We start from the raw sequence: 25,883 nt of genomic DNA, 5'->3' as shown, positions 1-25,883 counted from the left end.
GGGAATGGAGAATACAGAGGTTGCTTTGTTTCTCATCGAACATCCAGTGATGATTTTGCCCTATGTGCTAGAAAAGCTGGTGACTAGATTTGGCTATTTAAAACTAATCTCTGGCAGCTTCATCGCTAAGTATGGACCGCAACATACTCGAATTATTTTGCAGGGAACAAAGACTAAGTTAATTTTAAATTGTGCCGACCCTCAGACAGCAGAAACTATGGCGAAGATTATCGGTAAGCAAGAATTTCGCTACACAGCAGAGAATCATAGTCGCTCTCGTCGTTCTGGTAGCAGCGGTAATAGTCGAACAGATAGCTTTAATGAACAGTTACGAGAGAGTTATGCTGTGATGCCTGATGAATTGGCTAACCTCCGCGACCTTTATGGCTATCTCAAGATTGCTCAAGATTGCGCTCCTGTTAAGCTCAAGCCTAAGAAATTTGCTGCTCGTGCCAGAAGGTTTGTTTCGTTACCAAATTCATCTACAGATCACAATATTCAAGATCAGTGGCGAGATTTGGAGGATTAGATAGTTGCCAGTCGTCGGGCTGCGATGGCTCGCACAGGGAATGCTAAGATTCTAGATCTCTTCCCATGCCCGATTCGCTCCGCCGACTGACTCAGACAAACTATTTAGCTTCAATTGAAACTATTGCTACGACAAGAATCCATCATTTAGGAAAAATACCACAAATGCTCTGATCCATATCAAAGCAAATGCAAATTACAAATTCAGTTTCAACATTATACGTTTCTATGTATGGTATTGCTAATTTTTCAGATCTGTATGAAAATTCCTTTAAAGGAGAAAATTTACAATAGTTAGATTGTGGTTGGTAAAAAAGTGCTCCACGCAAAGTTTTTGATTCTGACTCAAAGATGAGCTTTTCTTTTTCATAACTTAATTTCAAAGAGTCTAAAGTAGGTTCTAAATATAATTTCAGTAAACTATATAATCTCCTTTTAGTCGATTTTCTTCTCTTCTTGTAGATCTATTTTTATCTGAGAAAATATAGATTTTTTTCTAAAAGAGAAAATGGTGTGCAAAAATCTTTCTTTTATTGGCATATAGTCACTAAATAAACCTACATGATTTATCCAGTATAAATTTTCACAATTCAGCTCAAAATCTTCAATAATATTTTCGATTAAAATTTCATCCCAAAGAATTACGCCTTTTAACTGACTAGCAATGACTATGGTTTTGGACTTAAACTCAAATATTCTAAGCAAACAGTAAAGGGGTAAAAAATCTGATGGCTGGAAATGATAGATACATCTAGTTATATTGCAGCTTTCATTCGACTCAATCTTGATTTCTCCTAGAATAGAATTAGTTTTAAGTTTCACTATTAACTCCTTTATGATTTTGTGACTTATTCAATTTCTCTTTGAAGCTAGATTTACTTTTACTAATTGCAGTCTGTAATTCACCTGCAAATTTTACTATTTCTGGAACATCATTATTATCTATTTCTAATGATTTAATAACTGCATTTTCCATCCGATCTACATATATAGACTCCACTTTATTTGGACAAATGCATAGTTGCTTTTGAACTGCTTTATTTAAGTTGATATTCCAATTAGATATTCCATAGATGAAACAATATTTGAGAATTGCATATTCAAAATTTGCTCGGTTAAAATTAGCTTCTCTCATATCAGCATGAGTCAGATCTGCATTACTTAAATCTGCCTGTTTGAAATTAGCATCACATAAAATAGCATCTACAAGAATTGCCTCACTTAAATTAGCTCCCCATAAATTTGCATTTGTCAGGTTAACTCCAGTTAAATTTGCGCCAATAAGGTCTGCTCCTAAAAGATCGGCATCGCTTAAATTTGCATTACTCAAATTTGCTTCACAAAGAATAGCTCCTCTAAGCTTTGAAGCTCTTAGAGATTTGTTTTGTAAAAATGAACCCTTTAAATCAGCATGGTGAAGATCTATTTCGTCTAAATAATCTTCTTTTGGTTTTGCACCAGATAGTTGAGGTATCACTCGATAATTTTTCTCTCTCCAGCGATTCCACGACTTCACACCTTTATTAAGAGTATTTAAATGACGCTTATTTGGAATATAAACCCAATCATCCATGCCAGGAAAAATAATGCCCTCTTCGCTTAATTGCTTGCTAATGAGTTCGCAAAATTCTTCCAATGTAATGTTTAACAATGAAGCTATTTTTGGAAAATGCTTTCGATTTGGCAACAGATCTCCTTTTTCCCATCTCGCTATCGTAGGTTGAGCTATGGAAGGTTTAAAAAAACTACCAAAAGCTGTTTGGGTGAGATTATTACCCTCTCTTGCTTTCTTGATTAATTCTGATAGAGATTTGTCTGACAATGTTGATCTAGCCACGATAGATATAAATAGAGACCATTATCCTATCACACTACTAATATTACATTTATTAATAGTTTTTGTGGTTTTTTGTAATGTTTTGAGGTAAAGTGAGAGAGCCGAGTAAAAAGGGTTTACCGACGAAAGTAAAAACGCCCTATGAATCTCAACTCTCTATTTAGACAGCTTTCACTATCTAATCTATATTTTGAGAGTTTAAATCTATCAATCAGCAACTTCTAATTCACATCAAACGTAATTTAGAAATTGCTGATTTTAATCAATACAATAAATTAAGTAAGCTTTGATCAGCGAAAAAGAATGATGAACACAAAATTAATTGATTCTTTAGTACAGATAATTAGTTCTTTGACAACAGAAGAGAGAATAAATCTCGAACAAAAGTTGCAAGTTCAGACTTTATCTACGGAAATCAAACTATCTAATCCCCAGGATGAACCTTTTGTGGGTATGTGGAAAGATCGGGAGGATATGGAGGATAGTAGTCAGTGGGTACGTCAGGTAAGGCAGCAAGAATGGACAAGTTAAAGTGAAACAAAAGCTTTTAATTGATACAGATATCCTAATCGATGTTAGTAGAGGAATTCCAGTTGCTATTAATCGCCTTCAATCAGCAGCAAACAACTCAATTTTAGCTATTAGTACCATTACTCAAATGGAGTTAATTGTTGGCTGTCGGAACAAAACAGAATTACAAAATCTTGAAAAGTTTCTGCGATATTATGCAATTATCAAAGTTAATGAATCTATCTCCGAGAAGGCAGTTGAACTATTGAGCCTGCACCGTCTAAGTCATGGTTTACTAATTCCAGATGGATTAATTGCAGCAACTGCAATAGTAACTAATATACCTTTACTTAGCAAAAATCAAAAAGATTATCGTTTTATCTCAGAACTTAATTTACTTTCCTATCCTTGAAAATAGAAATTATTTTTGCCCTCGTATAAAACCTTAGACAGTCGGGGGTTTAGGTCTATCTGACCTATTAATTAGCAATTGATAAAATCTGTCTTCGTCATGTTTATCTATCCATCTTTTGTAAGTCTTGTTATGTACCTGGATTTCATGAGCCATCATTCTCGCTGCCATTGAATCGGGAATAAAACTCATTGCTCTAATTGCCCAACAGTGGCGTAAATCTCCAGCTTTACACAAGTTGTATCTTCTAAATTGCGTAGTTACTCTATGCCCTAAATCGCGATTATTTTTTCCCGTGACCCGTGGTAAATCTACATGTTTATACAATTCCCAATCTTCATACCATTCAGGATATAAACAGTAGATTCTACGAACACCATAATGTTTTTTTCTGTACCTAGAAACCAAATGTCCTGGTGGCTGAAGCAAGCTATCCAAATCAACATGAAACAGCTCGTGATTCGATATACCATAAGCAGCCATTAATCCAAAGACACGTTGCCAATGTGGGTTAGGAATTGACCAATAATATTTAATGATTTCTTCCTCGGTTGGCAGTATCCGATGGTTATTTTTTAAATAAGAATAATTTCCCTTATATCTTCCTAAATCAACTTCTATCTCGGCAAACTTAGCCAGGCTACTAGCTGCCATTACTGCCCTTTGTCGTTGTCTAGTATCTGGGTCAGTAGTTAAAACCAATTGAATTAGTGCTTCTCTCGTTAGTGTTTCATCGGGGTCAAGTCTTTTAAAAATATGATTGTAGTCAGTATCCCAAGTAGTTTGACTTTGCTTGTTTCTCTCTTTACGGTTGAAATAGTCCGTTTCAAACTCTTCAATCCAGTAACCAGAGCGATCGCGATTTTTTGATTGACTACTACCCCATTCATCCCACCTAAATTCTTTTAAGGCTAATTGACTTGCTAGCTTTTGGGCTTGTTTTTCTGCGCTTTGAATTCCCGGCGCATTGCAATAAACCCCTAGACTAACAATCTGCTGAGAATCTTTATCTTTCCCTTTCTTTGGGGGAAGCATTCCCCTGAGTGATAATTTCTGACCTCGTTTAAATATCTTGATTCCAGAGTTTGAGGTCTTAAGCCTACTGTTGGCTTTCTCTAGAAGAATGGCTAACTTATCCAAGCTCTAAAACTGATCTAAATTTGATCTAATTTTAGATCATTTTTAAGAGTATTTGGTCGGTTTTAAGAGTTTTCATAATACTGCTAAAAACTCTTAACCATTGCTACCATTGGCTCTACGCCTTGCTTTTCAAAGTGTCAGAGGGGAGACTTGAACTCCCGACCCTCGGCTTATGAGTCCGATGCTCTAACCAACTGAGCTACTCTGACATATTTAATACAAATACTAATATAGCAAAATTATGTACTTAAGTAAAATTTGTTTTGGAGTAAAGTTTTGCTATGGTTTATTCCAACTATTGATATACATCAAGTTCAGCCAAGGTCGCGATAATATTCGTAGAAAAATATTGCTTGATCAGGCAATGATAGGAAATAAGAAATAAGAAAAAGAGCAGTTAATTGATTTCTCAACTAGCTGCTCTGAATTAAAACTAAAGAACAATTTTAAAATCTTTCGACACTACCTAGAAATACAGGTTCTACCCGAATAGCCAAGACACTTTGAGGGCGAAGCACCATATATTCGCCCTGAATGTTTTTAATCGGCACATTAATAAACTCGGCGGAATCGGATTTTGTCATTAACTCAGTGCTGTACCATTTTTGGAACTCTTGAACGGTACTAAAGCGAACTTCTTCTCGATGACCGCCAGCAATTAAAATATGAACTGCGTATTCGTCTGCTTTTCTAGGCATGGCAACTAGCTGATAACTGTAATCTTTATAGTTCCCATAAGCTGTTTAAAAAACGCCATTGAGGCAATATTTATTTTTCATCTACAGTCATTCCAAATAAAAAAGGTCAGGCAATGCCTAACCCAAATCCAAATTAAATTAATTGTTTAATTGCTTGCTAATTTGCTAATTTACTTAGCTGAGAGACTCTAAGTAATCTCTAATTAAATTTCTGCGCCGTGGTTGGCGTAATTTTTGTAATGCTTTTGCTTCGATTTGTCTAACTCGTTCGCGAGATAATTCTAGACAACGACCAATTTCCGCCAAAGAAAAGGGCTTTTCTCCCCCAAATCCAAACCGCATTTGGATTACTTCGCGTTCGCGACTAGTTAATTCTGATAGAAGATAATGTAAATCTTTTTGTAGAGACTCTCGCATTAGGGTTTCTTCAGGAGAAGCACTTTCGGTTTCTAATAAGTCACCTAACTCAGTATCTTTTTCCTTACCTACTTTAATCTCCAAAGAAACTGAGCGAGGTACACGCAATAAGACTTCGCGGATTTGCGCTGCTGTCATGTCCAACTCTTTAGCCAGATCCTCAATTTTGGGTGTACGTCCCTTTTCTTGAGAAATTTTACGTTGGGCTTTTTTAATCTTGTTGAGCTTTTCCGTGATATGGACAGGAAGGCGAATAGTTCTGCTTTGAGTAGCGATCGCTCTGGTAATACCCTGACGAATCCACCAGTAGGCATAGGTGCTAAAACGATAGCCTTTAGTGGGGTCAAACTTTTCTACTGCTCGTTCTAAACCCAGAGTTCCTTCTTGAATGAGGTCGAGTAATTCTAAACCACGATTTTGATACTTTTTAGCTACAGAAACAACCAGGCGTAAATTCGCCTTAATCATATGTTCCTTGGCATGAATACCATTCTTTTGAATTTTATCTAATTCTTTGACATCACACTTAATTACTTCTGCCCAAGCTTGTTTCCCCACCGCTAATTTTTCTTTGAGTACAGGAATCTCCATTCCCACTGACATTGCCCATCTTTTGATTGAGGGACGATGACTGAGCTGAGTTACCAAGCGATCGTGGACATCAACTAGCTTAATAAATTCTTGTAAAGTAGCGTTGCCTGCCTCAGCAGCTTTAGCTCGTTCTTCGACGATATGAATGTGGCGCTGTACTTTTTGAGCTTCAGAAACTTCTTCGTCTCTTTCTAACAAAGGAACTCTACCAATTTCCTGGAGATATAGTCTAACTAAATCGGTAGTAGTGCGACTGCCTCTTCGAGCAATCGTATCAGGATCGGCACTATCTAAATCAAGTTCAACTAGTTCTTCGCTCAATTTATGAGCGCTATCTTTGTCAAGATCGATTTCCGTGTCTAAATTTAGCTCCATGTCAGGAGAAAAATTGTTTCCGTCGGTTTCAGTATACGAAGAATTAGCAAGCATAGGGATCATGGTAATGACGACTCAAGTGAAGGTTGTGGGCGTAACTTCCTCCTCTTCAAATAGATTGCCCAATTCATTTTTAAAATGAACATAAACTGAAGTATTGTTTGGCTGTTTTTCAGTTTGTCGGCGCTCTTTTGCGTGATTATACGGCTAATTAGCTGTTGTTTTAATCACTTAAATATTGAGGAAGCTATCAAATATTGCTTATGGTGTGTGGAAGGATCTACCCTATTTAAAGTTCCCTTAATCGAAAAAACTTTACATTTCTTTACATAACTAGCCAAAAAAGCGCCTAATTAAATTGACTATATTCAAGGTTCAACTACTTAGTGCGCAATGAATACAGAGCATTTGTTAGCGAGTTCCTGCAAAAAGTGAAAAAAAAGAAACCGTTTTTTAATCTGCGGTTTCAAGTAAGCAAATATTGAGTTTCGTGTCAGTAATTATACTGGAGAAATATGAGGTTTCTGGCGAGGATAAAGCTGGATTAAGGCTCTAACCTGTTCTGCATGATAAGAACTACGAGTTAGGGGACTAGAAACGACTTGCAAAAAGCCAATTGATTCTCCAAATTTTTGCCAAGCATGAAACTGTTCGGGAGTAATAAAATCTTGGACACTTAGATGTTTTTGGGAAGGTTGCAGATATTGTCCAATGGTTAAAATATCACAGTCCACATCTCGCAAATCTTGGATTACTGCTCGTACTTCGGCATCAGTTTCACTCAAACCAACCATGATGCCAGATTTAGTGTATACCCAAGGAGCTATTTTGCGTGCCTGTTGTAAAAGTTCAAGCGATCGCTGATAATTTCCTTGAGGACGTACCCGTTTATAAAGTCGGGGAATAGTTTCGGTGTTGTGATTTAAAACATCAGGTTGAGCAGCCAAGATAATTTCTAAAGCATTCCAGTTGCCACATAAATCGGGAATTAACAGTTCAATGGTAGTTTGGGGTGATATCTTCCTAACTGACTCAATACAGCGCACAAACTGCGATGCGCCCTCATCAGGGAGATCGTCCCGATTGACTGAGGTAATTACAACATGATTGAGCTTGAGACGGTGTACTGCTTCGGCTAGCTGTAATGGCTCATTAGGATCGAGAGCCTGGGGTTTCTTCTCAAAATCAATATCACAATAGGGGCAAGCGCGAGTACAGGCAGGGCCCATAATCAGAAAAGTCGCTGTGCCAACGCTAAAACATTCTCCGATATTGGGGCATGATGCCTCTTCACAAACAGTATTTAAAGACAAATCCCGCAGGATTTCTTTAACCGTGCCGACTCTTTCTAATTGCGGTGCTTTGACCCTTAACCAGTCTGGTTTTGCTATCACTCGCGATCGCTCCAGTTGCTATAACATTAATCATTTCTTATTTTATCTGTTTAATCAAACTAGATCGGGAAAAACTTCTTGGACTGCAGGATGAATAATTTGTCCCTGCTTAATATTTAATCCCTTGGCTAAAGCCTGATTGTTGGCTAAAGCTGATAGACCATGATTGGCTAACTGTGCTACATAGGGCAAAGTACTATTATTTAAAGCTTGAGTAGCTGTCCAAGGAACAGCCCCAGGCATATTGGGTACGCCAAAATGAACCACACCTGCTTCTTCGTATGTTGGTTCTGTATGAGAGGTTGGGCGCAGGGTTTCGATACAGCCACCCTGATCGACAGCCACGTCGATAATGACTGAACCGGGACGCATCTGAGTAACTAACTGACGAGATACTAAAGTAGGTGCTTTTTTACCCACCACCAGCACTGCGCCAATGAGTAAATCTGCATCTTCAACCGCCTGTTCTATTTGAGCAGCCTTACTATAAAGTAACTCTACCCGTGAACCAAATAGACTTTCTAGGTAACCAAGACGTTCGACATTAATATCAATAATTTGGACTTTGGCCCCCATCCCCACGGCAATTTTCGCTGCTTCCGTACCAACAACACCACCACCTAAGATAACTACCTTACCAGGGCTGACTCCTGGCACACCTCCCAGCAAAACTCCTCTACCGCCTTGCTGCTTTTCTAAATATCTAGCGCCGAACTGGACTGATAAACGTCCTGCAATAATGCTCATGGGAGTTAGCAAAGGCAAGATACCATTATCTAGCTCTACAGTTTCATAGGAGATCGCCGTTATGCCAGAATTGATTAAGGCTTCAGTTAAAGAGCGATCTGCTGCTAGATGAAGATAGGTAAACAGCAGTCGATCTGGTTGCAGATATTTATATTCACTGCTCAAAGGCTCTTTTACTTTTACCACCATTTCTTTAGACCAAACTTCGGCAGCATCAGTAATAATTTTAGCTCCCGCCTGCTGATATTCGCGATCGCTAAAGCCCGAACCTTGTCCTGCATTGGTTTCGACAAATACCGTATGGTTTCTCGATAATACTTGAACACTATTTGGGGTTAAACCCACGCGAAATTCTTGGTCTTTGGTTTCTTTAGGAACACCTATTTCCATCTAATTTACTCAACTAAGTAATGCTTGAATATTGTTTAATACTCTATTAGTTAAGCAAAATCATCTGTGGTTTTGGTTACTATTCATCAATTGAACTAATTTTCCCTTTTCCCTTTTACCCTTTCCCTTTTCCCCTTTCCCAGCCTCAGCAGATTAATTTGTTTCTTAGGAGTTAACTAATACTTTGCCTATTGCATTCGATCTATAGTGCGGTATTGAATAGCTTCAGCTAGATGGTTACTTTGTAAATCGCGATCGCCTGCCAAGTCAGCAATCGTGCGCGATACCTTCAGCACCCGATCCATCGCCCTAGCGGATAAGCCTAGCTTCCTAATTGCTCCTTCGAGTAGGTTGCGACTAGTATCATCTAGAATACAAAACTCTCTTAAGTGATGCGATCGCATTTCTGCATTACAGCTTATTCCTGGTTCATTCCCAAAACGTATTTCAGCCAGCTTACGGGCAGCGACAACTCTTTGACGAACTATGGCGGAGTCTTCTCCTGTGGTTTGTTTGAGCATTTCTTCGGGTTTAAGACGGTTTGCTGCTACTTGCAGATCGATCCTGTCCATTAGTGGGCCAGATAGCTTTGCCCAGTAATTTTCTCTTTGACGAGAGGAACAGGTGCAATGCTGAATCGGATCGCCAAAATAGCCACAGGGACAGGGATTTGTACTAGCAACCAAGGTAAATTGAGCGGGAAAAATTACCGATTGACGGGTGCGGGAAATTGTCACCTGTCCATCTTCTAAAGGTTGGCGCAGATATTCTAAAACGTTACGCTTAAATTCGGTGAGTTCGTCCAAAAAAAGTATGCCTTTGTGAGCTAAGGATATTTCTCCAGGACGTGGATAACTACCACCCCCAACCAACGATGGCCCTGAAGCCGAATGGTGAGGACTACGAAACGGTCTTTCGGTAACCAATTCACCACAATCTTTGAGCAGTCCAGCAACAGAATGGATCTGAGAAACTTCTAAAGCTTCATCAAAGGAAAGATTGGGTAAAATTCCTGGAAGGCGCTGAGCTAGCATGGTTTTACCACTCCCTGGAGGTCCGATTAAGATTAAGTTGTGTCCCCCTGCTGCGGCGATTTCTAAAGCACGTCTGGCTTGGATTTGCCCTTTAACCTCTTTAAGGTTGGGAATATGATGGAGCGATCGCTTTTTAGCTAACGGATTTTCGGCAATTACAGGCTGATATTTATCTGGCTGGTTAAGAAAGTCGGCAACTTGTCTGAGGTTGGCAAATCCATAAACCTTAATATCATTAACTACTGCTGCTTCCTGGGCATTCCCCACGGGCAAAATAAGTCCTGCAATACCCATTTTTGAGGCTGCGGCGGCGATCGGTAAAACGCCTGAAACTGCCCTCAGTGTACCGTCAAGGGAAACTTCGCCGTAGAACAGATAATCGCCTAACAATTGGGGATCTACTTGTTCTGATGCAGCCAAAATACCCACGCCGATCGGCAGGTCAAAGCAAGGCCCTTCTTTGCGCAGATCCGCAGGTGTTAAATTGATCACAATCTTACGCACGGGAAAAGCAAAGTTAGCATTTTTCAAAGCTGCTTTAACTCTTTCTCTCGATTCCTGAATTGCCACATCGGGTAATCCCACGACGATAATTTTTGGCAATCCGCCTGACACATCAACTTCCACTCCCACCTTGATAGCGTCAATACCAGCGATCGCTGCACTCCAAACCCTTGCTAACATGAATTAACAACTTATTTTGTTTCTTCCAGCCTAGGTCGTAAATAGAGAATTGTCTAACCGCAATTTTACTAGTTTCGCTAATTTTTAAATTTCATTAGTTAATCTAGTACTGGGTATAGATTGATTAATTTGACACCAAAAAGTAAAGTCTCAACTAAAATAGATTTTTATCAGGTGACTTTAATTCAAGCTTAGATCTTGACGTATTCTCATACAAGCAATAATTTTATTAGTATTAATACTTTAGATCTATCTCAGTGAATAAGAAAAATAAGCCTAATATAAGCTAAATTATCATATTTGAGCTTTGTTACTACATAGCTTTCTTTTTCTTAGCAAATTATGTATAAATCTTGATTTTTTATTTCTTATATTTTAACTATTCAAGCTTTCTTATTAGCAAAATATTGGATTAAAAATTAGTTTTTAATGTCAATTATAACAATATGAATACCAATTATAATCAAACTCAAAAAATGGATTTAGAGCAGATACATCATCTATTATTAATTGAAGATCCATCTTTTGTTAGAGAAATTCAGCTTGATGCTGCCACCTATTCTATTGGTCGTCATTCTAGTAATGATATTGTTCTTTCATGTCAGAAAACTTCTCGCAATCATGCTACTATACTCAGGAGAACAGACCAGAAAACTAATCAATGCTCCTATTGGATTTTGGATGGAGATCTGCAAGGTAATAGGAGTCGAAACGGTATTTATATTAATGGTAAAAAAGCTTTAGTTCATGAATTGCAGTCTGGAGATGTAATACATTTTAGCGGAGATGCATCAGTCAGCTATAAAATCTCCACTGATCCACCAAAAAATGCTGCCCCATCAAATGAAGAAAATTTAGCACTTCTTTCTGCTACACCTGCTCCAGTAGTCCAGCCAGATATCTTGGTCAATAAAGAAACAGTTGTATCTTTAGATGAATCTTCAGAGCAAAAAACACCGCCAAAAACCGAAAAACCTCTCGATAATTCTATACAGCTTACATTAGCCGAGTTAAGTCCTCAACCAATCATTGAGAGCGATCTTTATGGCAATATTACCTATATTAATTCCGCTGGAATAATTAACTTTCAGGATATTCACCATCGTAAATTAAATCACCCCTTATTGAATAACTTGGTGAATCAATATCATCAGGGACATGACAATATAATTAGTCGTGAAGTTACCATCAACCAATCAACTTTTCAGCAAACAGCTTATTATCTACCAGAAAAAAGAGTAATTCGCAGCTATTTAACTAATATTACTCAGCAAAAGCAAATAGAGCAAGAATTACAGCAGGTTAAAACTTTTTATAGTCGGATCAGTGAGCAAATTTCTGAAAGTATTATTTTAGTTGAATCTGCTACCAAACAGATTATTGAAGCAAATCCTGCTTCTAGCAAAATCCTGGGATATTCTACTGCCGAATTATTGCAGATGAATATCTATGAATTAGTCGATAAATCAGAAAAGTTTGCTTTAGTAATTAAAAGTATAATTGCCGAAAATAATAGTTTTGAAGGAGAATACTACTTACGCCATAAAGACAGCAATTTAATTCCAGCTCAGATTCAAATAAGCATGGTCAAATTTGAATCACAAGAAAGTATTTGTTTGATTATTCGTAGTTCACAACCCAAGGCTCCCGTAAATACTATCGAACAAGTAACGAATGAATTATTCAAAAGAGAGTTATTTAATCAACAGCTATTAACAGCGATCGCTAATGCTAAAAGAAGTCAAAAATTATTAGCGATCTTATTCTGTAAACTAGATTTTCTGCCCAACATAAATGCCAGCATTGGTGAGGAAAACTACGAAAAATTACTAGTAGCTTTAGAAAAAAGATTAGATACCTGTTTACGAGCAGGAGATACGGTAGTTCGTTGGCAGGAAGATAAATTTGCGCTGTTACTATCACACGTTAGCGATATTGAAGAAGTAACTAAAATTGCCCAACGAGTTAATCAATCAACCCATCAGTCTTTTACCCTTGGCAAAACTAAAGCCTCGATTAGTAGTGTGACGGGGATTGCTGTCTATCCTCAAGATGGAATCGATCCTGAAATTTTAATGGCTAGTGCGAATACCGCTCTTGAACGAGCTAGCAAAAATAAAATTGATTACCAGTTTTATGATGATGCCATGAACTCACAAGCCTTAGTCGCTTTAGAGTTAGAAAGCCTATTACAGCAGGCTATAGAGCAAGAAGAATTTGAGCTTTACTATCAACCACAAATCAATATTGACAGTGGTAAAATGGAAGCTATAGAAGCTTTGCTGCGATGGAAACATCCTGAACTAGGTTTAGTCGCACCAGGAAACTTTATTAGATTAGCTGAAAAAACCAAGCTCATTGTGCCGATTGGCGAATGGACAATTCGTACTGCCTGTATTCAAAATAAGCAGTGGCAAACTCAAGCAATGCCTTGTTCTAAAATTGTTGTCAGCCTTTCCTTAGTTCAATTTCAACAATCAGATCTCCCACAAAAAATTGCTGAAATACTTTCAGAAACAGATTTTGACGCTAGTTTGTTAGAGGTAGAAGTCAATGCTGCAACTTTAATAGATAATATTGACCATAGCCGATATCTGATTAGTCAATTAAAGTCTTTAGGAATCAAGATTGCTGTAGATGGCTTTACTAACGGCTTCTCTGCTTTAGAATATCTCAAGCAAATTCCCCTCGATACTCTAAAAATAGACCGCGCTCTAGTTCAGCAGCTTACCGACAGTCCACAAGATTTGGCAATTGTTACTGCACTCATTGAGATCGGCAAAGGTTTTAATCTGAGGATAGTTGCTGAAGGTGTAGAAACTAAAGAACAGGTAGAATTATTGCGCAGTTTAAACTGCCATCATCTACAAGGATATTGGTTTGGTCGTCCTTTGGCTGCTGACGAAGCTAGAAAACTATTACAGCTAGATGATTCAGCAGAAACTCATACAACCCTTCAATCTCCAACCGTATTGCAAACTAAAGAAGCGCAATTAGAATCAGTAGAATTTGAGCAAGATTGAACCTCCCATCGTTTTATAGCCGTACAAAATTAGCGATAGACAATTAGGTGATCGGCTTCATGGTTAGCAGGTAAGCAGGTAGCAGGTAGTAGGTAGTAGGTAGTAGATTTCTAAAACCCCTACGTAAAAACTAGAGAGTAAATTAGCAGGTGCGTAACATCAGTAATTAAAATTAAGGGTGTTGATGAATGCGTAATGCTTATAAAATATTTTGTTTCCCTACCGAAAAGTAAAAATTGATTAAAATCTACAGCCCCTTCGGGGCAAGCGCACTTCGCGCTTGGGGCGTAAGCCCTGTGCTTATAGCTTATAGCTGCGAGCATTAATCCTTTGTATAGCATTACTTAATCAGCAACGCCAAATTAAATTTATAGGTCTACCGATCCCTCGAATTACCTCTGTCAACCAAACACTATGACTATTACCCCAGAAACCAAAGAAAAAGTTTTCCAACTAAGAGAACAGTTGCAAAAAGCGGGTTATGCCTATTACGTCATGGATAGTCCAATTATGGAAGATGGAGTGTATGACCAACTATATCGCCAGCTACAGGATCTAGAAACCGAGTATCCAGAATTAATTACTGCCGATAGTCCTACCCAAAGAGTCGGCGATCGCCCTGTTACTCGATTTAACTCCGTCAAACATAATATTCCTCTGTATAGTTTAGAAAATGCTTTTAATGAGCGGGAGTTGGCTAAATGGTCAACTCGTTGGCAAAAACAGCTAGAAACTATCCCAGAATTCAGCTACGTTTGTGAATTAAAAATTGACGGTAGTGCGATCGCTCTCACCTATGAAAACGGTATTTTAGTTAGAGGCGCAACCCGTGGTGATGGAGTTACAGGAGAAGAAATTACCCAAAATATCAGGACTATTCGCAGCATTCCCTTAAAGTTAAATTTAGATCGCCTAGATCACCCACCCCAAAGAATAGAAGTCAGAGGTGAAGCATTTTTACCCTTAAAGGTATTTGCAGCAATTAATCAAGCAAGAAGCAAATCTGGAGAGGCTTTATTTGCTAATCCCCGTAATGCTGCTGCGGGAACACTGCGTCAGTTAGATGCTAAAATCGTCGCCCAACGTCAGCTCAATTTCTTTGCCTATACTCTACATGCTGAAAATCAAGCTATTAGTTCACAGTGGGAGTCTCTAGAATTACTTCAGCAAATGGGGTTTTTAGTTAATCCTCATCGTCAACTATGTAATTCTTTAGCAGAAGTCGAGGCGTATTTTCAGAAATGGGATACGGGGAGAAAGACTTTACCCTATATGACTGATGGAGTGGTGGTAAAACTCAACGACTATCAACTACAGCAGCAGCTAGGATTTACCCAAAAGTTTCCCCGTTGGGCGATCGCCTTAAAATATCCTGCGGAGGAAACCCCCACGATTGTGAAAGATATTATCGTAAATGTGGGGCGTACAGGGGCAGTGACACCAATGGCAGTAATGGAGCCTGTACAGCTGGCAGGGACTACGGTACAACGAGCGACTTTACATAATAGCGATCGCGTTGCCGAACTGGATATTCGCGTTGGCGATACGGTAATTATTCGTAAGGCAGGGGAGATTATCCCTGAAGTAGTCAGAGTTTTACCCGATCTGCGTCCTACTAATACCGTTCCCTATCAAATGCCTCGCGATTGCCCTGAGTGTAGTTCTCCTTTGATACGTCCTAAAACCGAAGCTGTTACCCGTTGTCTCAATCTCTCTTGTCCAGCAATTTTGCGCGGGAGTATTATTCACTGGGCTTCTCGTAATGCCCTAGATATTAAGGGTTTAGGCGAAAGAATGGTAATTTTATTGCTGAAGCATAATTTAGTTACTTCTGTTGCGGATCTTTATTCTCTTACCGTTGCTCAAATAGCTAGTTTAGAACGCATGGGGACAAAATCAGCCGAGAATTTAGTCAAGGCGATCGCCGAATCGAAAAATCAAACTTATGACCGACTTTTATACGGTTTGGGTATTCGTTATGTCGGTAGTACTAACGCCAAGATCCTCACGGAAAATTTTTCGACCATTGAACAGTTGTCCCAAGCCTCTTTTGAATCTATCGAAGCAGTGTATGGCATTGGTGCAGAAATTGCCCAGTCTGTATTTGAGTGGGTGAGAATCCCTGCTAACCAAACCTTGATTCGACAATTGCAAGAGGCAGGATTACAGTTTGACTCAGCCAGTAAAACTTCTACCCACAAAACTGACCAAATTTTCTCAGGTAAAACTTTTGTCATTACAGGCACTCTACCCACCCTCAAACGTGATGAGGCCAAAAAACTGATCGAACAGGCGGGAGGCAAGGTTACAGGCTCAATTAGCCAAAAGACCGACTATCTATTATTAGGAGAAAATGCAGGCTCAAAACTAGCTAAGGCTGAACAACTAGCGATCGCCCAACTGAGTGAAGCAGAATTATTAAATATGTTGTCTATTAATTAGTTATTAATTTTTTGAGTCAAAACTATTGATTTATGCATTTTGTGCAATCCAGATTGTCTTTTCTTTGATGGAATTACGATGACTGGTTGTAGCTGGATTATCGCTATAACCTAAATATAAATAACCGAGACAGCGATCTTTTTCTCCCAGTCCCAAAAATTCTTTTAGTTCAGGCGTATAGGTCACCCCACCAGATCCCCAAAAGCTACAAATTTCGTAAGCTGCTGCGGTTAACGCCATATTCTGCACACTACATGCTACAGCTTCTATCTCTTCTATTTCAGGAATTTTTTCGGATTTTTGTCGTTCCATGCAGATAACAATTACATGAGAAGATTGAAGAATATTGCTTTTCATTCTTGTATATTTCTCAGGCTTAAACTTTTCGGGGTCAGTAGTTTTTTGATATAAAGTCGCCTGAAATTCTGCTAATTTAATTAATCCTGCCTCAGTAAAAACTTGATATCTCCAAGGCTGAGTTAAACCGTGATTAGGCGCCCAATTAGCATTTTCCAAGATCTGCCAAATAATCTCGTCATCTATTTTCTTACCGTTGAATAGTCTTGGCTTAGTTGAGCGACGCGATTTAATTATGGTATTGAATTGTTCTGTAAAAGTAACCATGACGATGAGCAATAAAGTAAGTGCAATGAATCAATATTATTATGTTTTTCTACTAATTAATCTTGTTTAGCTTAAATAAATTCAATAAAATTATTGAACTAGATTTAATCTGAAATATTTTTTTTAGAGATCGTGTTGCATTTATATTTTAAAAAATTAAGAGACTGGAGTAAATATTGAGACTGGTTCTAAATATTTACTCTTAAAAGGATGTCGAAAACTAAAATTAAGGTTAAATTAGGAGTTGTGTAATTTCACCATAAACTCAGTAAATCAGCTATTGTTGATTTCTACTGTAATTAACATATTCTTAAGTTTATTTACTCAGCGATTCTTTCCAGACTTAAATATAAATAGTTATGCGCCATTAGTGCGTCAAACCATACCTAAGCCAAAAACTAAGCATTAATACTTATGAAAGACAACTCCCCGAAAGACAATAAAAAACTGCTGCTCATAGATGACGATCCCAACTTAATTTTACTGGTAAAAGACTACCTTGAATTTAGAGGCTACAACGTAGATACGGCTGAAAACGGTCGAGAAGCCTTAGAACTTCTGGATAATCTGGTTCCAGACATGATTATTTGTGATGTAATGATGCCAGAAATGGACGGATACACTCTGGTTAAGCATATTCGCCAAGAGCCTGTAACTAATCGTATTCCTGTGTTGTTTCTTTCTGCTAAAGGGCAAAGTCAAGATCGAGTTAAAGGTCTGAACGAAGGTGCTGATGTATATATGTCTAAACCTTTTGAACCAGAAGAATTAGTTGCTCAGGTAGAGTCTTCCCTCAAGCAAATCAAACGTTGGGAAAGTGGTCGCCCCAAAGGTCTTGATGGCGCACCAACTATTGTTGTTCCCCACAACGTTGAATTAACGCCAACAGAAAGCAAAGTGGTTCAACTAGTAGCCAAAGGCATGGCAAATCGTGAGATTGCTCTTCAATTGAACGTTAGTCAGCGAACTATTGAAAGCCATGTTTCTAACATGCTCAACAAAACAAGTTTAAATAACCGTACCGAATTGGCAAGGTGGTCGATTGAAAGCAGTATGGTATAGGGGTAAGAGTTTGATTAGGTATGTAATCTTAAAAAAAATCCCAGTTAGTTAAATAGTCTGCTATTATATATTTCTAGTGCTGGCGTAGCTCAGTTGGTAGAGCAGCTGATTTGTAATCAGCCGGTCGCAGGTTCAAGTCCTGTTGCCAGCTTCAGAAATAGATTTAGTTTAGATGGGCAAACATAGTTGTACAATTGACAGTTGTACTTTGCTGAACAGACTGTGATTGAACGCTACACTCTGCCCGAAATGGGCGAAATTTGGACTGATAACTATAAACTCAAAACCTGGCTACAGGTAGAAATAGCAGTCTGCGAGGCACAAGCAGAGCTTGGTTATACTCCTCAAGCAGCCGTTGATGAGATCAAAGCGAAAGCTAATTTCGACCCCCAAAGGGTACTAGAAATTGAAGCTGAAGTGCGTCATGATGTAATTGCCTTTTTAACCAATGTTAATGAATATGTTGGTGATGCAGGAAGATATATTCATTTAGGCTTGACTAGCTCTGATGTTTTAGATACAGGACTAGCACTACAAATGGTAGTTAGTCTGAATCTGATTTTAGAGCGTCTCGAAGAATTAATTCAGGCAATTCGTTATCAGGCACAGCAGCATCGCTATACCGTAATGGTTGGGCGATCGCATGGTATTCATGCCGAACCGATTACTTTTGGCTTTAAGCTGGCTGGTTGGTTAGCGGAAGTATTGCGTAATCGCGATCGCCTCGTCAGATTGCGTAAAGAGATTGCCGTAGGTAAAATTTCTGGTGCTGTCGGTACTTATGCCAACGTAGATCCGCAGATTGAAGCGATCGCCTGTCAAAAACTAGGTTTAGAACCCGATTGTGCTTCTACCCAGGTAATTTCTCGCGATCGCCATGCCGATTATGTGCAGCAACTAGCTTTACTTACCGCCTCGATCGAACGTTTTGCTGTTGAGATTCGCAATCTCCAGCGTACGGATGTTCTGGAAGTAGAAGAATTCTTTGCTAAAAACCAAAAAGGCTCGTCAGCCATGCCTCACAAGCGTAATCCCATCCGTTCGGAGAGATTAACGGGAATGGCGCGGATTGTTCGCGGCAACGCTGTAGCTGCCTTAGAAAACGTCGCCCTGTGGCACGAACGAGATATCTCTCATAGTTCCGTCGAACGGGTAATTTTACCTGATAGCTGTATTCTGACTCACTTTATGCTCAAAGAGATTACTGGCTTGGTGAAAAACCTGCTGGTATATCCTGAAAACATGAAGCGTAATATGAATGTCTATGGTGGAGTAATCTTTAGCCAGCGAGTTATGCTTACTTTGGTCGAAAAAGGCATGAATCGTGAAGAAGCCTATCGAGTAGTCCAAGGATGCGCTCATGAAGCCTGGAACAAAAGCGAGGGCGACTTCCGTAAATTAATTTCTCAGTCTGAAACTGTGATTAAGACTTTATCCACCGAAGAGATTGATAGCTGCTTCGATCCCAATCATCATCTGAAAAACTTAGATGAAATTTATCAAAGATTGGGTATTTAATTATCGTCGGGGTAAACATCCTAAAGGATTAGCTAACGCGTCGCCGTTTGCCCCGATCAGAAATCTGGCTAAAACTGGTCAAATTTGGCGATCGCGAATAGATCGGGTCATGATGACGACGATTATCTTGGCGATCGCCATTTGCTTAATGGTCGCAATTTCTCATCAGGCTGTCCATTCACAACCCCAAGACACTTCTAACCTACCTCCAGCAAAAGTTCATGCTTTACCTCAGTCTTTAGCCACCTGGAAACAAAACAACCAGGGAAATTACTTTAACGAGATTAAATCAACGCCTTTAGGATATCTAGTGTGGTCACAGTTTCCGCTGAAGATATATATAGACTCTGTACCGCCAGAAAATACCGCAGCCAATCAGCGTTTTCAGCAGTGGACAGAGACAGCCAGAAAAGCGATCGCCGAGTGGAACGTTTATTTACCTCTACAAGAAGTATCAGCAAGAAATACAGCCGATATCTTAGTATTGCGATCGCAACCAGAAAGAGCGGTCAAGTTGAATCCTAATACTGGACTGTATGAAATTCCCCGAGCAGTTTCCGCCCAAACCAACTACAAATTTTATTTAACAGCAAATCCTGTGGCGATCGCTTTACGCATGACGATCCAGGTAAGCCCAAATTTTACGGGAGTATCTTTATTAGCTACCATGCGCCATGAATTAGGTCATGCACTAGGAATCTGGGGACATAGCCCAAAAGCAGAAGATGCTCTCTATTTCTCCCAGGTAAGCAATCCCCCAGCTATTTCTGAACGAGATATTAATACTCTGAAGCAAATTTATCAGCAACCAACTAGATTAGGCTGGAAAATTCAGTAGAGCCAAAAGCGATCGTTTATACCATATCCGAAGGCGTATTCTTTAGGGCTTTTTGCCATATTGAGCCAAAAAAATCTACAATAATCTACAATGTAGATACTTATTTTAGTGAAAAACAAAGATGTCAACAGTTGCCAAGTGGGGAAATAGTCTGGCAATCCGCATTCCCAAAAATTTAAGCGATCAAATCAACTTGAAAGAAGGAATGACTGTTTCAATTAAAGTGACGGAAAATAATCTAGTCATTACTCCTGAAAAACTAAAATACACTCTCGCAGAATTACTAGCAGGAGCAAACAGCGAAGATTTTAGTGGTGAATACGATTGGGGCAAGGTAGAGGGTGAAGAAATTTGGTAGTGCAGAATATATACCCCACCGTGGAGATATAGTTTGGTTAGATTTTAATCCCCGTACTGGTAGAGAACAAGCGGGACATCGCCCTACTATTATCATATCGCCCCAACAATTTAATTCTATGTCTTCTCTTGCTTTTGTCTGCCCAATTACCAGCAGAATTAAAGGATTTAGCTTTGAAGTTTTGTTGCCAGAAGAGATGCAAACAAAAGGAGTAGTTTTAATTCATCATTTCAGAAGTATTGATTGGCAAGCCAGAGAAATTAAGTTCATTGAAGAAGCACCGCCTTTGGTAATCGAAGAAATTTGTGCCAAGTTAGAGCCTCTAATTCTATATTGATTAAAACATCTTTTAAAAGCTTATAGCCACTTCAAAGTTGAGATCTAAGATTTAGATCCTTGACAAAGGATATAATATTCTTAACAATTGTTGCCCAGTGTATTCCATGCCCGCAGAACTCCAGACTGAAATCGAACAGGCTGTATCCAGCCGTCGTAACTTTGCGATTATTTCCCACCCTGACGCGGGAAAGACTACCCTCACAGAAAAGCTTCTACTTTACGGGGGCGCAATTCATGAAGCGGGGGCGGTTAAAGCCCGACGAGAACAGCGCAAAGTGACATCTGACTGGATGGAAATGGAACAACAAAGGGGTATTTCGATTACCTCTACAGTGTTGCAGTTTATCTATAATCAGTTTCAGATTAACCTTTTAGATACTCCTGGACACCAAGATTTTAGTGAAGATACTTATCGAACCTTGGCTGCTGCGGATAATTCCGTGATGCTGATTGATGCTGCTAAAGGTTTAGAGCCACAAACTCGCAAGCTGTTTGAAGTTTGTCAGTTGAGATCGCTACCTATTTTTACTTTTGTCAATAAACTAGATCGTCCTGGTCGAGATGCTTTTGAGCTGATTGACGAGATCGAGCAAGAACTCGGTTTGCAGACTTATGCTGTAAATTGGCCGATCGGTATGGGCGATCGCTTTAAGGGTGTGTTTGACCGTCGGCAAAGGAAGATACACCTGTTTGAAAGACGTTCTCACGGTAGCAAAGCGGCTCAAGATACAGTAATTGAATTAGGAGATCCGCAAATTGAGGATTTACTCGAACCAGAGCTTTATTACCAGCTCAAAGAAGAATTAGAAATCCTCGATGAAATTGGCATGGATTTTGATTTAGAGCAGGTTCATGCAGGGAAAATGACGCCGATTTTCTTTGGTAGCGCCATGACTAACTTTGGGGTAGAGCTATTCCTTAAAGCCTTTTTAGAGTATGCCCAACCGCCCGAATCCCACAACTCATCGATTGGCGTAATTGAGCCTACCTACGAGGAATTTACGGGGTTTGTGTTTAAACTTCAGGCAAACATGGATCCCAAACATCGCGATCGCGTGGCATTTGTGCGCGTCTGTACTGGTAAGTTTGAAAAAGATATGACGGTACAACACGCTCGTACAGGGAAAACAGTCCGTCTATCTCGTCCCCAAAAGCTATTTGCTCAAGGTAGAGAATCGTTGGATGAGGCTTTTCCTGGGGATATTATTGGTCTCAATAATCCTGGTGTATTTGCGATCGGCGATACCATCTATAACGGTAAGAAGATTGAATACGAAGGTATACCCTGTTTTTCCCCCGAAATATTTGCTTACTTGAAAAACCCTAACCCATCTAAATTTAAGCAGTTCCAAAAAGGCATTAAAGAATTGCGTGAAGAAGGAGCAGTGCAGGTCATGTATTCTACTGATGAATTCAAACGCGACCCCATTTTAGCTGCGGTAGGACAACTACAAATCGAAGTAGTTCAGTTTCGGATGCAAAATGAATACAACGTCGAAACTACTACTGAACCTTTACCCTATAGTGTGGCACGCTGGGTACATGGTGGCTGGGACGCCTTAGCCAAAGCAGGTCGGATCTTTAATGCGATCGCCGTTAAGGATAATTGGGGTAGACCAGTTCTGTTATTTAAGAATGAGTGGAATCTACGCCAAATTGAACAGGATACTCCTGAATTAGAGTTAAAGTCGATCGCTCCTGTGGGTGCAGGTATACAACCAGACTAATGATTACTGATTACTGATTATTTGCGAAGCGCGAAAAAGCGTTGGCGGGGTTCTCCTCAGTGCGGCAAGGACAAGCCCCGCTTGAGCTTATTGAGCAAGAAGCTTATGCTAAAGCAATAGCTACGCATATGGGTAGAAATAGATGTTTGTCAGAAAAGCCTTGATGTTTATCTCCGTCCATCATCAAAGTTATTTCAAGTAACAAATGATGAAGTAGGCATCAACAACCTAGTTCAAACTCTAAAAAATATTCAACCAGAATTAATTGTACTCGAAGCCACAGGAGGGATGGAAGGCGATCGCTATTAATGAAGATTGGCAACTAATTAACCAATTTTTAAATGAATTCATTAATACCTAAACATCAAAAAAACTTTGATGTCAAATTGCGATGTACGAAAATCTAAGAAATTTTAATTTAGCGATCGCGAAGCTAGTGCCGTGGCATACCGCTTCGCATAAAGGCATCGCCTTTTAAAACAGATTAAACTTGACAATCAAGATAATCGCTTTAGGGCAAATGGTATAGCTTAGATCAGCAACGCCAAAAATTTGTTAGCCTAGAAGTCAGATTTAACTTTGGCATGACTCGATCCTTGAATTTTATTGTTATTGATACGGAAGGGCGAAGAGAATTAACCGAAATTGCAATTATCAATAGCCAAGGAAAATTGATCTATGAAGCTTTTAACCAAGAATACTTTAGGTATAACCATCAAGGAAGATCTTATCAGCCACTAACCAAAATTTTAGCTGATTTTATGGCGATCGCCGAAGGTAAAATATTAGTATTTCATCATGCAGAACACGATTTAGCTGTCTTAAAGAGAAGTTTTAACCAAGTTGCTTTACCTTTTCCTGATTATCGGCAGATATATTGCACCTATAGACAGGCTCAAAGAGTTTTAGCTGCTTCTAGTTATTCTTTGGAATATTTGGCTAAAAAACTCAATCTCAAAGTAAATCGCCAGTATTTTAATCGTGAACAAGCCCATGTAGCTCGTTATGATGCTCAGTTTACCTACCAACTATATTTAACTATTCAGCGTATGAATTTAACTACACCTCAAGTCAATCCCTTTGGTAGCAGTCGTGTTGATAACCCCTTTCAGACTCATCCCGACAATAGTAATATTTATCACTCTCAGTACAATACCCTAGAGTCGGTAATTGACGATATTAAATACGATCAAAATCATCAAAGTAAAGGCGCAGTAATTATTGGTCAACCTGGTACGGGAAAAACTCATTTAATCATGCGTTTGGCTCAACAAAGACTGAAGCTTAACCGTTTGTTATTTATTCCCTGTCCTAATGACGCTAATACGATTAAATATCATACCTACAGCAGCATCTTAGAATCGCTAAACAGGACAATTCCAGGGACGGGATTTAATCAACTAGAATACTTCTTGGCTAATACTTTTGTTGGCATTATTAAATCGACCAAGATCGACACCCAGAGAATACAAGCTATTTTAGCTAAAATCCAAGACGATCCCCTTAAGCTTTATGAAATACTTGGGGGAGAAGGTACTCAAGCCAGAAGAAATAACTGGGACTATATAGAGAAATTTACTAGCGACTGGTGGTTTAAACAGTATGGCGCAGTGGGTTATGCTCCAGAGATTATCAAAGGAATTGTCAAATTTTGTCGTTACTCCGATCCTGGCTATAAACAGCTCATCAAAAAATGGCTGGCAGCGGATGAATTAGCACCAGAAGAACTTGATAAAATTGGCTTGAACAGTTGGCATGATGAGATCAGTAAAGAAGACTTTTCCCTAGATGCGATCGCTGTTTTTGGTAAATTATCTCTCCTCCATGAACCGCTAATCATTGTTTTTGACCAGCTAGAAATGTTGGGATTAGAGCATAATCGCTCTATTTTGCTTAATTTTGGGGAAGCTGTCAAGGAAATATTTACTAGAGTTCCCCATAGCTTAATTATCCTCAATTTGTTTCCTCATCGATGGCAACAGCTACAGCAAACTTTTGATGGCTCAATTATCGATCGCATTTCTCAATATCAAGTTTTCCTTCAAGCGCCGACTGAAGCCCAAATTCAAGAAATCTTACAGTTAAAGGCTCAAGCCGTAGGTTCTGATTTGACTAACCTCTTTACGCCATCAGAAATAGCTAAAATAACCCAGGACAAAGTTTCTATTCGTGCAGTCTTGAACTATGCAGCCGAGTATTTTCGTTACAAGTATAAAAATATTCCCTTCCCCACTCGACAAACTGCGATCGCCAGCGAGGAAGATGTTAAAGTGCAATTAGACTCTGTTATTATCTCTAGATTAGATCAACTAGAGTCACGGCAGCATAAATTAGAACAGCTTCTCAGCAATATTGCCCAAGCATTTAATCGCTTTGTTGTAACTCCACCAGAAACTCAAACAATTAATCAAACGAACGTCACGCAGCCAGATTTAATTGATTCTCCCCCCAACTTAGAAAAGACTCTAGAAGCAAAAGTGCGAGATTATTTGGCAACTCAGCAAGAAATATTAGAGCAAGACTACCATGAGGCGGAAATTCTGCTCGATGAGAAAGATATCGGCAAATTACAGGATATTATCGAAGCTTTCAAGCAGATAACGGAACTAGAAACCGATATTATGCCAACTAAAAGAGTCTTTCCACCCCATCGCCTAATCAGCAATAAAAACCTCTGCATCGGGTTTCTCAGTAGCTGCAAAGGAAACCAATTTACCTCTCGAATACAAAATTTTAATGCAGCGGTGGCGACTACAGAACAAATTAAATTTATCCTCTGGCGTGATACTAGAAGCGATGTAATTTCACCGAAAACTATTGGCAGCAAAGAAATAGACAAACTTAACCAGACAAAAAACGGTGAGTTTAGGAATTTTACTCGGAATGACAGAATTACCTTTGAAGTTTTATATAAATTTGTCAGCGATGTTTACAATCAGGATCTAGATATCGATCTGGAGACAGAATTCCAGCCTGCAATCAAAATAGCGGGGGATTATTTCCAAGACTATTGGCTGATGCAAGCAATATTGTAATACCAATTCTTTATAACAATGCACTAAATTAAATTCAACCCCTTTGCGTCTTGGCGTCTTGGCGCGAGATTTTAACTTAAAATATTAAGTGCAACCTCAAGAAGAAATGGTATAACTTAGGGATTTGGGGAGATTAGGGACAAAAAAGCGAGAAAATTAG

At 39.1% G+C, this 25,883-nt stretch carries 21 protein-coding genes and 2 tRNA genes; 13 read left to right on the top strand and 10 right to left on the bottom strand.

Translation table 11 applies throughout. The annotated features are described in order from the left end of the window. On the top strand, window positions 1–529 hold a 529-nt coding region (locus KME09_22045; GenBank protein ID MBW4536617.1), incomplete at its 5' end, for a type IV secretion system DNA-binding domain-containing protein. Between the two features lie 434 nt (window positions 530–963). On the opposite strand, the gene KME09_22040 is transcribed toward KME09_22045, so the two are convergent. Beyond that, window positions 964–1,350 carry a hypothetical protein gene (locus tag KME09_22040; GenBank protein ID MBW4536616.1) on the bottom strand — a complete coding sequence of 129 codons (387 nt, stop codon included), beginning with the start codon at window positions 1,348–1,350 and terminating at the stop codon, window positions 964–966. Next, window positions 1,340–2,365: a pentapeptide repeat-containing protein gene (locus KME09_22035; protein ID MBW4536615.1), complete on the bottom strand. Its 1,026-nt coding sequence runs from the start codon at window positions 2,363–2,365 to the stop codon at window positions 1,340–1,342. The genes KME09_22040 and KME09_22035 overlap by 11 nt, the downstream gene beginning before the upstream one ends. Before the next feature lie 306 nt (window positions 2,366–2,671). Between KME09_22035 and KME09_22030 the strand changes: the two genes are divergently transcribed. Continuing rightward, window positions 2,672–2,896, top strand: coding sequence for a hypothetical protein (locus tag KME09_22030; protein MBW4536614.1), 225 nt, complete (start codon window positions 2,672–2,674; stop codon window positions 2,894–2,896). A gap of 1 nt (window position 2,897) precedes the next feature. Further along, window positions 2,898–3,287 (top strand): type II toxin-antitoxin system VapC family toxin, encoded by a 390-nt coding sequence (locus KME09_22025; GenBank protein MBW4536613.1) that lies wholly within the window; start codon window positions 2,898–2,900, stop codon window positions 3,285–3,287. A 33-nt stretch (window positions 3,288–3,320) separates the two neighbouring features. On the opposite strand, the gene KME09_22020 is transcribed toward KME09_22025, so the two are convergent. From KME09_22020 to KME09_21990, 7 genes are all read right to left on the bottom strand, one after another. Next, the gene (locus KME09_22020; GenBank protein MBW4536612.1) at window positions 3,321–4,322 is read right to left on the bottom strand and encodes a hypothetical protein; all 1,002 of its coding nucleotides are present in this window, start codon (window positions 4,320–4,322) and stop codon (window positions 3,321–3,323) included. A gap of 240 nt (window positions 4,323–4,562) precedes the next feature. Next, window positions 4,563–4,636 (bottom strand) — tRNA-Met (locus KME09_22015). A gap of 237 nt (window positions 4,637–4,873) precedes the next feature. Then, complete coding sequence (locus KME09_22010) at window positions 4,874–5,125, bottom strand: hypothetical protein (GenBank protein MBW4536611.1); 252 nt, start codon at window positions 5,123–5,125, stop codon at window positions 4,874–4,876. 174 nt (window positions 5,126–5,299) lie between these two features. Continuing rightward, window positions 5,300–6,508, bottom strand: coding sequence for an RNA polymerase sigma factor SigC (gene sigC, locus KME09_22005; protein ID MBW4536610.1), 1,209 nt, complete (start codon window positions 6,506–6,508; stop codon window positions 5,300–5,302). Window positions 6,509–7,008: 500 nt separating this feature from the next. Beyond that, window positions 7,009–7,902, bottom strand: coding sequence for a lipoyl synthase (lipA, locus tag KME09_22000; protein MBW4536609.1), 894 nt, complete (start codon window positions 7,900–7,902; stop codon window positions 7,009–7,011). A 54-nt stretch (window positions 7,903–7,956) separates the two neighbouring features. After that, on the bottom strand, window positions 7,957–9,039 hold the full coding sequence (gene ald, locus KME09_21995; GenBank protein ID MBW4536608.1) for an alanine dehydrogenase: 1,083 nt from the start codon (window positions 9,037–9,039) through the stop codon (window positions 7,957–7,959). A gap of 188 nt (window positions 9,040–9,227) precedes the next feature. Continuing rightward, on the bottom strand, window positions 9,228–10,757 hold the full coding sequence (locus KME09_21990) for a YifB family Mg chelatase-like AAA ATPase (protein MBW4536607.1): 1,530 nt from the start codon (window positions 10,755–10,757) through the stop codon (window positions 9,228–9,230). Between the two features lie 446 nt (window positions 10,758–11,203). Here KME09_21990 and KME09_21985 point away from each other — a divergent pair, with 446 nt between their 5' ends. Both KME09_21985 and ligA read left to right on the top strand, forming a co-directional pair. Then, on the top strand, window positions 11,204–13,780 hold the full coding sequence (locus tag KME09_21985; protein MBW4536606.1) for an EAL domain-containing protein: 2,577 nt from the start codon (window positions 11,204–11,206) through the stop codon (window positions 13,778–13,780). A 414-nt stretch (window positions 13,781–14,194) separates the two neighbouring features. Then, window positions 14,195–16,222 (top strand): NAD-dependent DNA ligase LigA, encoded by a 2,028-nt coding sequence (gene ligA / locus KME09_21980; protein ID MBW4536605.1) that lies wholly within the window; start codon window positions 14,195–14,197, stop codon window positions 16,220–16,222. A gap of 30 nt (window positions 16,223–16,252) precedes the next feature. Here the strand turns inward: ligA and KME09_21975 are convergent, their stop codons facing one another. Continuing rightward, window positions 16,253–16,846: a nitroreductase gene (locus tag KME09_21975; protein MBW4536604.1), complete on the bottom strand. Its 594-nt coding sequence runs from the start codon at window positions 16,844–16,846 to the stop codon at window positions 16,253–16,255. A 414-nt stretch (window positions 16,847–17,260) separates the two neighbouring features. Here KME09_21975 and KME09_21970 point away from each other — a divergent pair, with 414 nt between their 5' ends. The 8 genes from KME09_21970 to KME09_21935 all read left to right on the top strand — a co-directional run bounded on the left by KME09_21970 (window position 17,261) and on the right by KME09_21935 (window position 25,723). Continuing rightward, window positions 17,261–17,908: a response regulator transcription factor gene (locus KME09_21970; protein MBW4536603.1), complete on the top strand. Its 648-nt coding sequence runs from the start codon at window positions 17,261–17,263 to the stop codon at window positions 17,906–17,908. Between the two features lie 78 nt (window positions 17,909–17,986). Further along, window positions 17,987–18,059: transfer RNA gene (locus tag KME09_21965), tRNA-Thr, on the top strand. A 71-nt stretch (window positions 18,060–18,130) separates the two neighbouring features. Then, entirely contained in the window at window positions 18,131–19,426 is a 1,296-nt protein-coding gene (locus tag KME09_21960) for an adenylosuccinate lyase (GenBank protein ID MBW4536602.1), read from the top strand. A 109-nt stretch (window positions 19,427–19,535) separates the two neighbouring features. Next, entirely contained in the window at window positions 19,536–20,264 is a 729-nt protein-coding gene (locus tag KME09_21955; protein MBW4536601.1) for a peptidase, read from the top strand. Window positions 20,265–20,385: 121 nt separating this feature from the next. After that, window positions 20,386–20,622: an AbrB/MazE/SpoVT family DNA-binding domain-containing protein gene (locus tag KME09_21950; protein MBW4536600.1), complete on the top strand. Its 237-nt coding sequence runs from the start codon at window positions 20,386–20,388 to the stop codon at window positions 20,620–20,622. Further along, a complete protein-coding gene (locus KME09_21945; GenBank protein MBW4536599.1) occupies window positions 20,606–20,959 on the top strand; it encodes a type II toxin-antitoxin system PemK/MazF family toxin in 354 nt (117 codons plus the stop codon). Before KME09_21950 ends, KME09_21945 begins: the two co-directional genes overlap by 17 nt. Window positions 20,960–21,065: 106 nt before the next feature. Further along, entirely contained in the window at window positions 21,066–22,688 is a 1,623-nt protein-coding gene (locus KME09_21940) for a peptide chain release factor 3 (GenBank protein ID MBW4536598.1), read from the top strand. Window positions 22,689–23,272: 584 nt separating this feature from the next. Further along, entirely contained in the window at window positions 23,273–25,723 is a 2,451-nt protein-coding gene (locus tag KME09_21935) for an exonuclease (protein ID MBW4536597.1), read from the top strand. Window positions 25,724–25,883: the final 160 nt, after the last annotated feature.

The organism is Pleurocapsa minor HA4230-MV1, from assembly GCA_019359095.1.
In the GTDB taxonomy this organism is placed as follows: Bacteria; Cyanobacteriota; Cyanobacteriia; order Cyanobacteriales; family Xenococcaceae; genus Waterburya; species Waterburya minor.
The sequence above is the reverse complement of the archived record's forward strand: the minus strand, read 5'-3'. Positions and strand labels throughout refer to the sequence as shown.